Here is a 14,125-nt window from a genome sequence, read left to right as displayed (position 1 = left end):
AGGGTTAGTTATGGTGACATTAATTTCGTTTTCCGAAAGGTTAAACACAGGAACCTAGTATTTACCAACAGATTCCATGCAGACATCACGACATTGATTTTCAATCAACCAGTCTTTGAATTACAGAATAGAATTGTTAAAGGTGGAGAAACGCTTCTTGTGATAGGATGGTTCAGCACCAGAAGTGGTTTTGATAATAGTGGCAACGAGAAAAGATTTATGAACATCGACACCACAACAGGTTTGATAAACAACTTTCATGGTTAAAAACTCCTTTTGTAATAAAATAAAGAAGCCATTGACTGCCTCACCACACATTTAACTAGGTGTTAAAACAATTCTTAGTGTACGATCTTATAGAGCCACTTATTTGTGCTTGAAAGGTGAGACTTACACTGATTAATATGCTGTATAAAACGAAGAGAGTTTTTACGACTCCTCCTACCGTGCTTTGTAGTGTAGCTTCTTGAAACTATTGTAGCAAAAAAGTAGAGGTAGTCAAAAACTTTCATTACTATTTGTGCTGCCGCTTGGCGGCGGAATGGAGATTAATATGACTTTACTACAACTCAAATATTTTATTTCAGTTGCTGAAACGGGAAATTTTACCCATGCGGCAGAACAAGTCTATACATCCCAACCAACAATAAGTCGGCATATACAGTTGTTGGAAGATGAATTAGGCTACGCTCTTTTCAATCGAAATAGTAAACCAATTCGCCTTACTGAGCCTGGACAAATACTATATGAAGGTGTGAAAGCAGCAATCTCGGAGATAAATTATACTCTTAATATGGCAAAAATTGCTTCGGAAGGGAAAATAGGTTCATTATCTATCTCTTTTCAATCCGGTTATTATTCAGAATATATGTTTTTTCCTATTATTAATGAACTACGTGAAACATGGTCATCACTACAGATACGATGTAATAAATTATTTTCATGGGAACAAATCAAAGGACTTAAAAATGAGAGCATAGATATTGCTATTGGTCTTGATTTCCCTCATTGGGACAAATCAGGCTTTACTGTTATACCATTGAAAGAAGTAGAAACTCTAATTGTTATGTCTACTCATCATAGGCTAGCAAATAAACAAACTCTTGATTATAATGATCTTTGTGGAGAGACCTTTTTTCTAACTGCACCAAATGGATATCAGGTGGATAAAATTTTCAAAGATCGTTTTGATCTTACAAATGTTCATCAGGTGGAAGTGGCTTCGTCAGAAGTTGCTTACTTTAAGGTACTATCGTATAATGGACTTACTATTTCAAATCCATATGATCCAATATTGTTAAATAGTCCACACTATCACTCTATAAAGTTTGATTCCGAATACTCTGACTCTTATGTTTGTGTAGTAAATCCCAATAATGCAAATCCTGTAATAAAACTGTTTTTGGACTTAATTAATAGATATTGTATTGGAACAGAAAAATAACTTATATGATAGGTAGGGGTGGGAATGTATAATGGTGGTAGCCCTATATCTGTTCCTGCTTCCGAAAAATCCAGCCACTTCCCTGGTGTTCAGTATCGGTCTTGGCTTGAGTGGGGATGCCACAGTTTCACCTACATCTGGAATCGTAAACAGAGAATTTTCCGCAGCTAAAATCGCAACGCTGATAGGATTTCTTTTTTTGCCATCAGATTGGAGGTTTCCTCAGTTCGTGGCTTGGAGGCGTGTTTATTGAAGCAACCGGTGGCTATACACTGATTTGGGTAATTGATATTTTTCTATGTTCGTTTGCTTCATTTATGAGTATCAAAATTGTAGATTCGTCGAAAAATGTGAAGGTGGAATGAATGGGGTGTTGTGGATAAGTAGGATAAATTAAATATAAGTGTGGTGTAAAGCGGAGAGAGAATGATGTTAATACATCCTATACAATAACAATTAACAATTTAAAAAATACTTCTGGCAAGTTGATGAAACAAAAAAGAAGCATAAAATTTACAACAGTTTCTAAATAAGTGTAAAATAGTCCCCACATATTAGATGGGGACTTTAATTTTCAAAACTCATAGTTGGAAGTAATGGTTAATTATTAAGATCTAAATACAACTTCTTCTTTGGAAAACATAAATTTTGCCAAAAATACGGAAGCTATTACATATACAATATGCCATAATAAAACTACTGTAATATGAGTAGGGTTAAATACTCCTGCAATAGCTTCTTTCATAACTACCACTGCATTTACTATGGGGATATTAAAAAATAGAAAACCTATATTTTTTGAATCCATCATAAAAGGTATGTAAGTCAAAATCATTACAGGAATTATAAATCCGCCAAGATAGGTATTTGCCTCTTTCATGGAACGGGCAAACATACTTATGGATATTTCTATAGAGCTTAGTGCTATTAACACAAACAGAGATACTATGCCTATAATCATAAAAGCACCTATGGGAATACTTAATTTTCCTTCTGAGGAAAATATGTAGAGCATGGAGGCTATCATGGAAGCTAATGTAACTATTAATGTAATAAGTGCCACAGATGAAATTGCCATAAGTTTTCCCCAAAATATAGACATTCTTTTCACAGATGTGGATAAAAGTGCTTCAAAGGTGTTTCTTTCTTTTTCACCTGCCACAAGATCAGCAGCTATTCCTATGGTGGGACTTATCATAAAAATAATTAATATAGTAGGTAGTACACTTAAAATTCCAAAGGCTAGGGCATTATCGTTTTGATTATCTAAAGTTTCCTCTTTTACTTGAAAAGGAGTTAATATATCGGTATTGATTCCTTCTTCACTTAATCTTTTATATACAATAGATTTATTATAATTATCTAAAGTATCTTTTATAAGTGAAGATGCCAGGGAGGATTTACTGGAGTCTTTATCATATATTATTTTGACAGTGGCCTCAGTTTTATTGGAAACTTTAAAGTCAAAGTCTTCAGGAGCTTCAATTATAAGGGATATTTTCCCCTTTTTCAGTTTTTCACTTGCATTGCCTGTATTATCTATAGTTATGTTATTTAGATTTTTTAACATGGTGTATACTGAAGAGCTTTCACTGCCTTTATAGGCAATGGTTATATTTTTTTCAATGGATTTTGTAGTGTCCTTCATAGTAAAATCTATTATCTTAAACATGGCAGGATACATTATAATAGGCAATAATATAGTGAACACAAGAGTTTTTTTATCCCTAAAAACATCCATAAGTTCTTTCTTGAAAATTATCCAAAAGTTATTCATGGACATTACCTCCTATTAATTTTATGAATACTTCTTCAAGGTTGTAATTATTATATCTTTTCTTTAATTGTTCTATGGTTCCCTCTTCTATAAGTCTTCCTTTTTGGATTATTATAACTCTGTCACAGAGTTTTTCTACTTCTGTCATGGAGTGAGAAGATAAAAGAATTATTTTATTTTCACTTTTACATTTCAAAATAAATTCATGTATTATTCTTGCTGCGGAAACATCCAGTCCGGTACTTGGCTCATCAAACAGCATTACTTTTGGAGAATGTATTATAGACTTTGCTATGGATACCTTCTGTTTCATTCCCCTTGAGAATTTGCCTGCTTTTCTGTCTATGTATTCTTCCATTCCAAGATCTTTTATGAGTTCTTCCACTTTTTTATTTATTTTTTCCTGAGTCATTCCATAAAGGCGTCCAAAGTATTCAATGTTCTCTTTTGCTGATAATCTATCATAAAGTCCAACCTCACCTCCAAATAAAATACCTATTTCTCCTCTAACCTTGGAAGGTTCTCTAATTACATCGTATCCGTTAACTTCTATAGTTCCCCGGGTAGGTTTTAACATAGTGGAAATCATTCTTAAAGTAGTGGTTTTTCCGGCACCGTTCTCACCTAGAAGGCCTACTATTTCTCCTTCACTTACATGGAAAGATAGATTGTCTACAGCTTTTATATCTTTAAATTCTTTACTTATATTTTTTATTTCAAGCATGCATGTCCCTCCTTCTATAAAGACATATACTATTAAGTTACTATATAAGTATGTATTTTTCAATATTTATCAAGTGACTTTTAAGTCTGGATGGAGTTTATTTGTAAAAAAGTACCCAGATTTAATTTATATAAATCTTAGGTACTTTGTTTTATTTGACATTTATGTTATCAAGGATTGTATTGTATAAATTAGCAACATGCTTTCCCAGTCGTTTGGTTAGTTGCTTATCTGTATCAAATTTTATGTCTGTTTTAGTTTCTTCTAAGAGATTAAAATGGCCCAGAGCTGCTACGGCCAATTGCAGAGCAATTTCTTCTTTAGTCAAATTATCATCTCCCCTCTTTAGAGAATTAATTTAAGACTATTATATATATATTCTACAAGGGTACGATTTATAAAGTTATTTTGTAATATTTTACAATAAAATTTAAAGATAGAAAATAAGAGTAGGCTTAGAATTATAATTTAAATGTATTTGTAAGATTATTCATGTCTTCAGATAAAACCACTAATTCACCAGAAGTACTGTCAATTTTATTAAATAAGGTTTCTTGTATATTCAGTTTTTCCTTAATATCATTTGAAACATCAATTCCTGATTCAACAGTAGAATTCACACTATCTATAGTTGCACTCATTTCTTCAAGAGCAGCTGCCTGAGTTGTAACTCCCTCAGTTATGGTATTCAACATACTAAAGGTATTTTCAATACTGCCAATAATTTCATCTATGCTTGTCTTTACCTGGTTAGATTTAGAAACCCCAAGTTCCACCTTTTCTTCTGTTGTCATAACAGCAGATACTACATTTCTAGTTTTTGCATTCATATCTTTAACAAGGTTACCGATATCCTGAAGTGAACTATTGGTGTCTTCTGCAAGTTTTCTTATTTCCTCAGCTACTACAGAGAAGCCTCTGCCTGCCTCGCCGGCTCTAGCAGCTTCGATAGCAGCATTTAAGGCAAGAAGATTTGTCTGTTCTGAAATTCCAGAAATAATAACAACAATTTCATCAATTTTATTACTTTGCTTTTCAAGCTCAAGTACCTCATCACTTACATCTTTTGAGTTTGAGGCAAGATCATTTATAGCTCCTACAATAGAATCAACAGAAACTTTGCCATTTTCAGCAGCATACTTTACTGATTTTGTATATTCTAAAATTTTAGAAGCGAGTTCAGCAGTATTTTGTGAATTGTCAGTTATATCAGATAATGAAATTGAAGATTGTTTTATATTTTCAACATTTCGGTGAAAATCAGATATAAGTTCTTTAATTCCTTCATTAATTTGATTTATTTGAGTACTAGCTTGTACAATTACATTATTCAAATTTTCAGATGAGAAAGTTACTTTTTTAGAGGATTTCTGTATTTCTGATATTAAGTTTTTTAAATTATTTTTTGCCTTTAAAAGGGATTCTATCATCTGTCCTGCTTCTCCGTATTGAATAGTTTCAATGTCAACAGAAAGATCGTTATCCGCAATAGAATCTGCAAGTATAATGCCTTTTTTTAAAGGTTTTACAATAACAAATTCTGACAGTGAAGCTGCAATTACCTCAAAAATTATAAAAAATAGTATGGCTTTGAGAATAATCCCTCCAGTGATTATTTGAAAAAAATCATTGTAGATATTGTAGGATAAAGTAACTGCTATAGATATATTTGATACAAGCATTGCAAAAAAAACTAGAAGCATAATACGAACACGTATTGAAAGATTTTTAATCTTATTCATAATATCATCCACCCATCTTGTATAATTAATATTCAAAGTAATAATATAAAATTTTTAATTCCATATAAATACTCTACACTATTTTAAATAAAAATGACAGAACAAAATTGAGATAAAATATATTATAATAAGCAATTTGTAGAGAATTTAATTGTCATCTAGGAAATTTGCTTGAATATAAAGAAAATGGTTGATGATTCGAATTTAAAAAATTAGATAATAAAATTCTAAAAGTTTTTCTTTTTAAGAGTCATTCAAGGTATGGCCATTATAATGAAAACTGTAAGGCAGCTGCTTACAAGAAAAGTTATTCTGGAGGTATTAAAAATATGAAAAGTAGGTTATCATTAATTTTGAATACAACGAAAAAGAAAATGGGTGCTGCTCTTCTTTGTGGAGCATTTGCTGCTACCATAGGAACCGGAACGGTATTAGCATCAAATTCCACAAATTCCCTGCTTGGTAAAGTGGTAAATGGTGTTAGAAGCTATTCCACAGATGGTGGTAAGACATGGAGTGGAAAAGCTCCTGAGGGTGTAACTGTTAATGAAGACAAAGACAGTACAGGCGGTGTTTTAAAAGGTCTTTCACTTGAAGGTGATACTAAAGGTAAAGGGGGTTTAGCAGTAAAAGTGGAAAACGGTGTTAGAAGCTACTCTACGGATGGTGGTAAAACCTGGAGTAAAGAGGTTCCTAAAGGTGTAACTGTAAGTGAAGATGGTAAGAAAATTAAAATGGTAAAAACACAAAGTGCAGCTGAGGCTAATTAATAGCTATGAAAACTAGTCAATGTGAGATTACAGACTTACTTGGATAAAAAGACCATTATAAAGCAATTCAAAACGAAGGAGCTTCACAGCAGCTCCTTTGTTTTGAATGTATCCTGTTTTTAGTAGCTTAAACTTATGGATGAGGAGATATGAAAATGAGAATTTTAATGGTGGAAGATGAAAAGTATATGGCAGAAGCAGTGGCTCAAATTCTTAAAAGAAATCACTATAGTGTTGATTTGGAGTATAATGGTGAAAGTGGACTGGACTGTGGGCTTTCAGGTATTTATGATATAATAATTCTAGACATTATGCTTCCTAAAATGGACGGTATAAGCTTACTTAAAGAATTACGTAGAAATGGTATTGAAACCCCTGTGATTTTATTGACAGCAAAAGGGGAAACAGAGGATAAAGTAAGAGGATTAGACAGCGGTGCGGACGATTATTTGGCAAAACCCTTTGAGGCGGAGGAATTATTAGCTCGTTTGCGGGCTTTAGGGCGTAGGAAAAGTGAATTGGTAAATGAGGGAATTTTAAAATATGGAGATATGGAATTAGACCCTCTTAATTTGAGACTAAGCTGTAGGAAGCAGGAATTTAGATTGACCTTAAAAGAATGTCAATTGTTAGAACTGCTAATCAAAGGAAAAGGCATTATAATTTCAAAGAATACTATTGTTGAAAAACTGTGGGGTTACGAAACTGATGTGGAATATAATAACGTAGAAGTTTACATATCTTTTATACGAAAAAAGTTAAAAAATATTAAGTCAAATGTTTTTATCCAAACAGTACGAGGAGCGGGATATGTTATAAGTATGGAAAAGGGTGGCAAGTAATATGTTTAAAAGGCTGCGTAATAAGTTTCTAATTCTTAATATGTCAATTATTTCAGTGATGATGATTACGGCGTTTGCTGTCATTTATACAATAACTTATAACAATATGCAAATGGAAAATCAGAATAAGCTGCTTTCATTACCTGTTATCAGGTTTGAAGGCAGTAGTAATTCACCAAAGACCAATGGCAGCGTTTCTGCTGGATTACATATAATTCGCAATATTCCTTCCGATTATTCTCTTTCCTTCTCTATAAGAGTAGATTCAGATGGAAAGATATCAGATATTGATTCCTATATTGATATGTCTGATGAAAGCTATCACAAAGCAGCTGAGCTTGCCTGGAATAATAAAAAAAACAATTCCACAATAAACCTTGATGGTAAACTGTGGGAGTATACCTTATCACCTATTGTTGAAAATCATGTAATTTTTCAAAGTGGCCAGCAATCAATAAATACCACCACGGACAAGGGATATGAGATTAAATTTTTAGATGTTACGGATACACATAAGACACTAGGAGAACTGTTAGCTACTTTCATTCTTGTGGGTATTATTATGCTCATTGTTATATTCATCATTAGTCTTTATTTTGCTAATCGTGCCATTAAACCTATTGCAGAGGTATGGGAAAAGCAAAAGCAGCTTGTGGCTGATGCTTCTCACGAGCTTAAAACTCCCCTTGCTATTATAAATGCAAATTCAGATGCGCTCCTTGCAAATGAAGAAGAAACAATCAAAAGTCAGAAAAAATGGCTTAATTATATAAAAACTGAAATTTGCAGAATGACAAAACTGATAAATGATCTCTTGTATTTGGCTAAAACTGAGAATGCAAGTATACGCAAGATTTACTCATCCATAAATATAAGCAGTATTGTAAACAATGTAGTGCTGTCAATGGAAGCTGTTGCTTTTGAAAAAGGTATTAAGCTTTCTCATAAAGTAGAACAGGATATAATGGTAAAAGGTGATTCGGAACAAATTAAACAAGTTGTTATGATTTTGCTTGATAATGCCATAAAATATACAGATGAAAAAGGATATATTAATATATCATTGAAAAAAACAAAACGCTATATTGTATTTTCTATTAAAAACAGTGGAAAGGGAATATCCAAACAAGATCTTCCCAAGCTATTTGACAGGTTTTACAGGGTGGATCCATCCAGAACTCATGAAAATGGCGGCTATGGATTAGGACTGTCCATTGCAAAGGCTATTATAGATAGTTTGGGTGGCAAGATTTATGCTGAAAGTGTAGAGAATGAGAGTACTACTTTTACTTTTACACTTGGAATTTATGCATTATAATGTGTTGATAATCTTTTTATTGATATTGGCAAGTAATTATTTAGCTGATATTTTTAAGTGACAACCTTAAGAAAGGCTGATGTAAATTGAATGATCCAACATCTAATATAGGCTCTGTTTTAAAAAGAGTGAGATTTGAAAGGGGATTGACTTTAGAGGAAGCATCTAAACTTACTGAAGTGAGTAAAGCAATGCTCGGTCAAATTGAAAGAGGCGAATCAAATCCTACAATATCAATATTATGGAAAATTTCTACAGGGCTCAAAATTTCATTTTCTGAAATACTAGGGAGTGAAACCAATAATTTTGAAGCAATATCAATAGATAGTATAAAACCTGTATATGAATCAGATGGGAAAATGATATTATATGATGTATTCCCTTTTAATCCAATATCAGGATTTGAATATTTTTATATTAAACTGCTCCCTGGTGCTAAACATATTTCTACACCGCATCAAAATTCAGCGGAAGAATATGTTGTAGTGACAAAAGGCACTGTAGTGATAACTGTAGAAGAGCAAATTTTTGAACTTACGGCTCCTTCAGCATTAAAATTTAAGGCAAACAGAAATCATACCTATAGTAATCCATATGATATTGAAGCTGTATTTCAAAATATAGTTAAATATTGAAATAAACCCAGAGTATTATTAAAAATGTATTCTGGATTTATTTTAGAAATTTTGTATGCTATAACGCACGAAATATGTGATAAAATAAATATAAAGATGAAAGGAGATAAAGAATATGATTACAGAGAGAATTGAATATCTAAGACAGAATTATATAAATGCAAAACCGGCAATTTCATACCAAAGGGCAAGGATTTGGACAGAATCCCACAAAAAAACAGAAGGTGAATCAATTCCTATAAGAAGAGCCAAGGCGTTTAGAGACACTTGTCAGCAAATTGATGTTACTATTTTTAATGGAGAACTTATTGTTGGTGCTATTGGAGAATTCAGAAAATGTGGTATATTGACTCCAGAGTTCTCCTGGAGCTGGGTAGATAGGGAAATGGATAATTTTGATAAAAGAGTGCAGGATCCATATGTTATGACGGATGAACAAAGGGCATTTGTGAGAAAAAATATATTTCCGTATTGGAAAGGAAAGTCCTTGGAAGAGGCATTTTTAGCACAATTACCTAAAGAAACTGCAAAGGTTGTAGTGGATACTGGTTTTGTTGATAATGATTCAAAATGGAGACAGGCTGTTGGCGAAATAACACCTGATTATCAAGATGTTCTATTTAAAAAAGGCTTTGAGGGTATTATTACACAAGCAAAAGAGAATATTTCCAAGCTTTCTCTTACTTCAGCAGAAGATATGAAAAAGAAAGATTTTTACAATTCTATAATAATTACTTCTCAGGGAATTATTATACTTGCAAATAGATATGCTGAAAAAGCTAGAGACATGGCTGGTGTAGAAAATGATGACGTGAGAAAAAAAGAACTTTTAAAAATTGCTGAAATATGCAGTAAAATACCTGAAAAGGCTCCTAGCACTTTTTATGAAGCTATTCAGTTTGTCTGGTTTACACAAGTTGGTGGAATAATATCTGAAAATCCACTGGCACTTAACATAGGGAGATTTGACCAGTTTATGTATCCATACTATAAATCTGATATTGATAAAGGAATCATGACAAGGGATCAAATACAGGAGCTTATTGAATTACTTTGGATAAAGTTATCTGAATGGGTTTGGACAATTTCTGCAAATACTGCTGAATTTTTTGCAGGATATAATCAATTTCAAAATCTTACAGTTGGCGGTAAAACAAGAGAGGGAAAAGATGCTACAAATGATCTTTCATATATGTGCTTGAAAGCCACCGAAAGAGTGAAAACCCACCAACCAGGTCTAAGTGTTAGAATTCATCAGGACTGCCCTAGTAGTTTTTTAGATGCGGTTACTTATTTAGTAAGTAAGGGTACTGGATTTCCTGCAATCCATAATGATGCTGCAGGTTATCAAATGCTCATAAATGCAGGCTATGAACCAGAAGATGCTAGAGATTGGAATAATTGTGGCTGTGTAGTACCACATTTCCGTAAAACTGGTGAATGGACTTCAGCAGTAAATATTAATTTTACTTCAGCTTTAGAATTTGCACTAAATAGAGGCAAAAGCAGGATCACTGGTGAGAAAATAGGTTTAGATGAGAAAAATCCAGTGAGCTTTGAATCTTATGAAGAAGTGAAAAAAGCCTTTTACAAACAATTCGATAATTTAATTGAACACTCAATTATAGCTACTTTATTAGCACAGAAACTTCATAAGGAAATGGTTCCAAGACCATTTTTATCCTCCTGTATAGAAGATTGTATGATAAAAGGCAAAGACTTAGTTAACGCTGGTGCAAAATACAACATAGGGCCTGTGCTCACAGGCATAGGCCTTGCGGTTACATCTAACTCTCTTGCAGCAATTAAGAAACTTGTTTTTGAAAATAAAGTTACCACAATGGAAACTTTGATAAAGGCACTTGATGCAAACTGGGAGGGTTATGAAGAGTTAAGACAATTAGCTATTGCGGCACCGAAGTATGGAAATGATATAGACTATGTTGATGATATTGCTATTAAAATAGCAAATCATTATTACAAAGCGGGGCGCCAATATAAGGACATTAATGGTAATAATTTTATCACTGCCTTCATGGGGATTTCTAACTATTTGCCTGCAGGAAAAGTTGTTGGAGCAACCCCGTGTGGCAGAAAGGCTAAGGAACCATTGTCTGAAGGGGTATCACCATTTGCAGGGTCTGATACCTCTACCCCATTGGCAGTCATGCGTTCAGCAGCAAAAGTTAATCAGGATGTACATTCTGGTGGAACACTATTAAACTTAAGATTGAATGAGAATTTAGTGGATACTAAAAGGGGACAAAGTAACTTGGGAGCAATGATTCAATCCTTCTTTTCTCTAGGAGCATTCCATGTTCAGTTTAATACCATATCTACTGAAACACTGCGTAAAGCTCAAAATAATCCTGGAGACTACAAGGATTTGTTAGTTAGGGTTGCAGGGTATAGTACACAATTTGTTAATTTATCTAGGTCAATGCAAGATGCAATTATTGCAAGAACAGTTCATGAAAATTATTAGAATTACAATAAGGACATGGTTTTAAGCTGTGTCCCCTTTCTAATATTTCATTTTGGGCAGGGAGGAATTTATATGAATAGCATAAGTGGGTACTTTATGGAACCACAGAATTTTTCTGTTAATGATGGGAATGGAATTAGAACGATTATTTTTTTTGCTGGCTGTCCCCTCAGATGCCAATGGTGTTCCAATCCTGAAAGTTGTACAAATTATAACAAGGTTGCATACTACGAAAAGACCTGCATAGGATGTGGAAGGTGTGTTCAGGTATGTCCACATGGAGTAAGTATAAATTTAAACCAGATTGTTGAACGAAAAAAATGCAAATCTTGCGGACTTTGCACAGAGGTATGTCCAACTAATAGTAGAAAAAATTTGATTTATCACTATAATAGTGAACAAATATTAGAAATAATAGAAAAACAAAGAATATTCTATAGATATTCAGGCGGCGGTGTTACCTTTTCTGGAGGTGAAGCAACCCTGCAAATAGACATGTTGAGAGAGCTTGTAAATAAACTCTATGATAAATCTGTAGATTTAGCTATTGAAACTTCTGGTTACTTTCAATTTGACAACGTGAAAGGTATATTGGAAAAATTAAATTTAATATTTATAGATATAAAACATATGGATGATGATAAACATAGATTTTATACAGGAGTTAGCAATGAAAGGATATTAGAGAACATATCAAGACTTAAAGAATTGAAAGTAGCTGTGGTAGTTCGCATACCAGTAATTGATGGAGTAAATTCAAGTATAGAGAATATTAGAAAAACTGCTAAATTTGTTAAAGCTAGTATAGATAAACCAAAGTTAGAGCTATTACCATATCACTTATTTGGAAATAGTAAATATGAAGCCCTTGGGCTAAAAAAGCCCTCCAAACAGTTTAAAACTCCATCCCAAGAAGATTTAAGAGAATTATACAAAATAGTTAAAAATGAGGGTGTTGAGGTAGTAAGCTATAGATAAGATTATATATATATTGGAGATAAGATAAAATATTGAAACTAAGGTAAATGGAAAACTTATTAGATTTTGTTTGATTAGATATGATAATTCGTCTACTCTATTGGCCAAAGTAACTAACTGCTTCATTTTATTTTTTCAGCTATATAACTCATATTTTATGCATAACCAGTCTAGTAAACAGAAAGAATAAAATTAATATATATACTTGAGATCTGGAGGGATTATATTGGAGAATATTCATGATTTTCGTTTGCCTGTAGTAAATCTTATTGGCATAGGAGCTATTAAGAATTTATATACAAAACTACTTCCATATAAATTAAGTAAAGCTCTGATTGTTACAGATAAAAACATAATAAGGCTTGGTCATGTTGAAATAGTTGAAAAAATATTAAAGGATTTGTTTATTTCTTATGATATATTTGATGGAATCTCACATCCAGATTGTACAATTTCATTTGTAGAAGATGCTCTTACATACTTTAAAAAAAGATTAAACATATTGAAAAGGGACTATCACTTTATCATATCTGTTGGAGGTGGAACTAACCATGATTGTGCAAAAGGTATAGCTATTGTAGCAACTAATGGTGGAGATATTGAGGACTATGAAGGATATAAAAAGTTGACAAAACCTAGTTTGCCGGTAATATCAATAAATACCACCTCTGGTTCAGGATCCGAAGTAACTAATGTTACAATTATGAGAGATGATAGTAGAAGAGTAAAAATGGTTATTGCAGATCCAAAAATGATGCCTATAATATCTGTAAATGATCTTAGATTCATGACAACCATGCCTCCAAAGATAACTGCAAATTCTGGTATTGATGTTTTGACCCATTCAATAGAGGGATTTGTTGCTACAGAGGCTTCACCTATTACAGATAGTTTGGCAATTGATGCTGTAAAGTTAGTTTTTGGATACCTAAGAAGAGCATATAAAAATGGAAGTGATGTGGAAGCCAGGGAAAAGATGATGTTTGCCGGCGTTATGGGGGGAATGGTTCTTAATAATGCAGGGCTTGGGTATGTTCATTCTATGTCTCATCAAATAGGTGCACTTTATGAGGAGATGCATGGAGCTTGTAATGCAGCTCTGTTGCCTCATGTATTGGAGTTTAATTCGGTATCGATACCAGAGAAAAGAATTCTTAAAATCAGTGAAGCTATGGGAGTGAAAGCAACTGATAAACAAGACGCTGTAAATAAAATTAAGCATGGCATTCAAAGTCTTTGTAAGGATATTGGACTTCCAATTCATCTTAGTTCCATTGGAGTTGATGAAAATGATTTAGAGCTACTTTCAAAAAATGCTGAAAAGGATATATGTTCTTCTACAAATCCAAGAAGAGGAACTTTTGCGGATATAATAAATATTTTTAAAGCTGCTATGTAAATATATATACT

The 14,125-nt window shown here is 32.9% G+C and carries 14 protein-coding genes; 9 read left to right on the top strand and 5 right to left on the bottom strand.

Annotated features, from left to right (window positions below; all coding sequences use genetic code 11):
• Positions 1 to 120: 120 nt before the first annotated feature.
• Positions 121 to 261, bottom strand: a complete 141-nt coding sequence (locus BS101_RS24415) for a hypothetical protein (RefSeq protein WP_347472785.1) — start codon at positions 259 to 261, stop codon at positions 121 to 123.
• Between the two features lie 259 nt (positions 262 to 520).
• Here BS101_RS24415 and BS101_RS16525 point away from each other — a divergent pair, with 259 nt between their 5' ends.
• On the top strand, positions 521 to 1,444 hold the full coding sequence (locus BS101_RS16525) for a LysR family transcriptional regulator (protein WP_198039503.1): 924 nt from the start codon (positions 521 to 523) through the stop codon (positions 1,442 to 1,444).
• A gap of 31 nt (positions 1,445 to 1,475) precedes the next feature.
• Positions 1,476 to 1,697, top strand: a complete 222-nt coding sequence (locus BS101_RS16520) for a hypothetical protein (RefSeq protein WP_073539823.1) — start codon at positions 1,476 to 1,478, stop codon at positions 1,695 to 1,697.
• A 354-nt stretch (positions 1,698 to 2,051) separates the two neighbouring features.
• Here BS101_RS16520 and BS101_RS16515 read toward each other — a convergent pair whose 3' ends face one another.
• The 4 genes from BS101_RS16515 to BS101_RS16505 all read right to left on the bottom strand — a co-directional run bounded on the left by BS101_RS16515 (position 2,052) and on the right by BS101_RS16505 (position 5,687).
• A complete protein-coding gene (locus tag BS101_RS16515) occupies positions 2,052 to 3,221 on the bottom strand; it encodes an ABC transporter permease (protein WP_073539822.1) in 1,170 nt (389 codons plus the stop codon).
• On the bottom strand, positions 3,214 to 3,945 hold the full coding sequence (locus tag BS101_RS16510) for an ABC transporter ATP-binding protein (protein WP_073539821.1): 732 nt from the start codon (positions 3,943 to 3,945) through the stop codon (positions 3,214 to 3,216). The genes BS101_RS16515 and BS101_RS16510 overlap by 8 nt, the downstream gene beginning before the upstream one ends.
• A gap of 151 nt (positions 3,946 to 4,096) precedes the next feature.
• Positions 4,097 to 4,273: a hypothetical protein gene (locus tag BS101_RS22930; RefSeq protein ID WP_156876071.1), complete on the bottom strand. Its 177-nt coding sequence runs from the start codon at positions 4,271 to 4,273 to the stop codon at positions 4,097 to 4,099.
• Between the two features lie 133 nt (positions 4,274 to 4,406).
• The gene (locus BS101_RS16505; RefSeq protein WP_073539820.1) at positions 4,407 to 5,687 is read right to left on the bottom strand and encodes a methyl-accepting chemotaxis protein; all 1,281 of its coding nucleotides are present in this window, start codon (positions 5,685 to 5,687) and stop codon (positions 4,407 to 4,409) included.
• A gap of 329 nt (positions 5,688 to 6,016) precedes the next feature.
• Between BS101_RS16505 and BS101_RS16500 the strand changes: the two genes are divergently transcribed.
• The 7 genes from BS101_RS16500 to BS101_RS16470 all read left to right on the top strand — a co-directional run bounded on the left by BS101_RS16500 (position 6,017) and on the right by BS101_RS16470 (position 14,114).
• On the top strand, positions 6,017 to 6,457 hold the full coding sequence (locus BS101_RS16500; RefSeq protein ID WP_073539819.1) for a sialidase family protein: 441 nt from the start codon (positions 6,017 to 6,019) through the stop codon (positions 6,455 to 6,457).
• 155 nt (positions 6,458 to 6,612) lie between these two features.
• Positions 6,613 to 7,299, top strand: a complete 687-nt coding sequence (locus BS101_RS16495; RefSeq protein ID WP_073539818.1) for a response regulator transcription factor — start codon at positions 6,613 to 6,615, stop codon at positions 7,297 to 7,299.
• Position 7,300: 1 nt separating this feature from the next.
• Positions 7,301 to 8,617 (top strand): sensor histidine kinase, encoded by a 1,317-nt coding sequence (locus tag BS101_RS16490; RefSeq protein WP_073539817.1) that lies wholly within the window; start codon positions 7,301 to 7,303, stop codon positions 8,615 to 8,617.
• Positions 8,618 to 8,703: 86 nt separating this feature from the next.
• Positions 8,704 to 9,252 (top strand): helix-turn-helix domain-containing protein, encoded by a 549-nt coding sequence (locus BS101_RS16485; RefSeq protein WP_073539816.1) that lies wholly within the window; start codon positions 8,704 to 8,706, stop codon positions 9,250 to 9,252.
• A gap of 115 nt (positions 9,253 to 9,367) precedes the next feature.
• A complete protein-coding gene (locus BS101_RS16480) occupies positions 9,368 to 11,737 on the top strand; it encodes a glycyl radical protein (RefSeq protein ID WP_073539815.1) in 2,370 nt (789 codons plus the stop codon).
• Between the two features lie 72 nt (positions 11,738 to 11,809).
• The gene (locus BS101_RS16475; protein WP_073539814.1) at positions 11,810 to 12,715 is read left to right on the top strand and encodes a glycyl-radical enzyme activating protein; all 906 of its coding nucleotides are present in this window, start codon (positions 11,810 to 11,812) and stop codon (positions 12,713 to 12,715) included.
• 226 nt (positions 12,716 to 12,941) lie between these two features.
• The gene (locus BS101_RS16470) at positions 12,942 to 14,114 is read left to right on the top strand and encodes an iron-containing alcohol dehydrogenase (protein ID WP_083585753.1); all 1,173 of its coding nucleotides are present in this window, start codon (positions 12,942 to 12,944) and stop codon (positions 14,112 to 14,114) included.
• Positions 14,115 to 14,125: the final 11 nt, after the last annotated feature.

The sequence above is a fragment of the Clostridium kluyveri genome (genome assembly GCF_001902295.1).
GTDB classification, from domain to species: domain Bacteria; phylum Bacillota; class Clostridia; order Clostridiales; family Clostridiaceae; genus Clostridium_B; species Clostridium_B kluyveri_B.
The sequence above is the reverse complement of the archived record's forward strand: the minus strand, read 5'-3'. Positions and strand labels throughout refer to the sequence as shown.